Below are 1,899 nucleotides of genomic sequence, written 5' to 3'. Positions count from 1 at the left end.
GCTCAAGCGTCAAATCTCTGATCTCAAAGAAGAGAACGAATTCCTAAAAAAGGCCACCGCGTACTTCAGCAAAGAAAAGTGGTGAGGTACGCCTACATCCGTTCTTTAGCCGGAGAGTATTCGATTCTAAAGATGTGCCGGTGGCTTGCTGTTAGCCGTGCTGGGTACTACAAGTGGTTGAGCCGTGGTACGTCTGAGAGCGAGAAACGACAGCAGAGCCTTGAGAAGGTTATCGCTACGACCTTTGAGCGTTTCAAACACCGCTACGGAGCGCCTAGACTGGCCGTTGAATTGAATGAGTCGGGTATCCCGTGCAGTGTGAACTATGTGGCTAAATTAATGGCTCAAAGCAGCCTGAGGGCCCGCAACGGTAAAGGGTATAAGTTCTTCCCAAACATTCAGGCCAGGAACCATGTCAGTGATAACCTCTTACGCAGAGACTTCACAGCGGAGCGGCCGGATGAAAAGTGGGTGTCGGATATTACGTATATCCCACTGGATAAGGGTTTTGCCTATCTGGCCGTCGTGATGGATCTGTACTCGAGAAAGATCATCGGATGGTCACTGGACTCCACCATGACCAATCAACTGATCATAGACGCCTTCCAGATGGCGTATGACTCACGGCAGGTGAAACCAGGTCTGATACTGCACTCCGACCGCGGAGTGCAGTATAGATCAGGTGAATATCAGCACAGGTTGCTCAGCAAAGGCATACGCCCTAGTATGAGTAGAAAGGGAAACTGCTGGGACAACGCTGCCATGGAATCATTCTTCTCAAGGCTCAAGGTTGAATCCGTATATGCAGACCAACCGACGACAAAGCAGGAAGCGTACTCACTCGTATTTGAATATATCGAACTGTTTTATAACCGAGTACGAAGGCACTCTGCGATAGGCTATAAAAGCCCGGCAGAGTATGAACAGGAATATCACGAGAAGTGTGCCTGAAACGGTGTCTACTTTTCGTGGGTAGGATCACTGAAAAAATATGAAGTGCATTTTCTGTAAAAAGGATTCGACAGAATCAAAGAGTGTTGAACATATCATTCCAGAAAGCTTATGGAATACTAAGCAAATACTCCCTGCCGGAGTTGTTTGTGACAAATGCAATAATTATTTTTCAAGGAAAGTTGAAAAGCCCTTTTTGTGCTCTCCAGATATGGAAGCATTGCGTTTTCATCAGGCTATCCCGAGTAAGAAGGGTAGAATTCCACCGATAAAGGGTATTATTTCTGGGTCATCGTCCCCAATAAGAGCACATCGAGTTCTTGATGGCGAGGATGTGGTTACGAATATAGAGCTTGATACGGAGCAATTTGAACTCGTAAAGAGCGGCGGTTCTTCACAACTGTACTTACCCATGGGCTTTGAGAAACCTACTGTTAGCGAAACATCTAGATTTATCGCTAAAGTAGCAACAGAAGCGTTAGCACAACGAGTACTCGGCCACGAAGGTGGAGTTGAGTACATTGTTGACGAAGAACAATTTGACCCTATAAGAAATCATGCTCGTTATGGCCAGCCAAAAGAATGGCCTATCTACTCTAGGCGTATATACGACGCAAATGAAGATAAAGAGATTCATGGCGAAAAAGGTCAGCTAGTCCATGAATATGATTTCCTTCATACTTCGCAGGGAGAGTTGTATTTCGTTTTAGCCCTATTTGGCGTAGAAATGACAATTAATGTAGGTGGCCCTGACATTGAAGGATACGAAATGTGGCTTAAGGAAAATAATGATGAGAGTCCTCTCTACAGTGGGAAAAATGCGAGCAGCTAACAAGGCCAGCCAGAGGGACCATGATCTTGCCCCGATAAAACGGACACCAAAGTCAAACTGACGAGGTGTCCAATGCCAAAATATAATCAGCCAAGAAAGACCTGGCAGTATTCGAA

At 45.8% G+C, this 1,899-nt stretch carries 2 protein-coding genes; both read left to right on the top strand.

Annotated elements, in window-relative coordinates; genetic code table 11:
- Positions 1-39: 39 nt before the first annotated feature.
- Entirely contained in the window at positions 40-951 is a 912-nt protein-coding gene (locus BW941_RS17560) for an IS3 family transposase (protein WP_281251192.1), read from the top strand.
- 40 nt (positions 952-991) lie between these two features.
- Positions 992-1,783: an HNH endonuclease gene (locus BW941_RS17555; protein WP_076518270.1), complete on the top strand. Its 792-nt coding sequence runs from the start codon at positions 992-994 to the stop codon at positions 1,781-1,783.
- Positions 1,784-1,899 lie beyond the last annotated feature (116 nt).

This window comes from Thalassolituus maritimus, from assembly GCF_900156675.1.
Lineage (GTDB): Bacteria > Pseudomonadota > Gammaproteobacteria > Pseudomonadales > Oceanobacteraceae > Thalassolituus > Thalassolituus maritimus.
Note: the sequence above shows the minus strand (reverse complement) of the source record. Positions and strands in the feature narration are given on the sequence as shown.

What these genes read in the sequence shown, in the direction of transcription:
- BW941_RS17555 (WP_076518270.1), top strand. Translation starts at nt 992, where the DNA reads ATGAAGTGCATTTTCTGTAAAAAGGATTCGACAGAATCAAAGAGTGTT.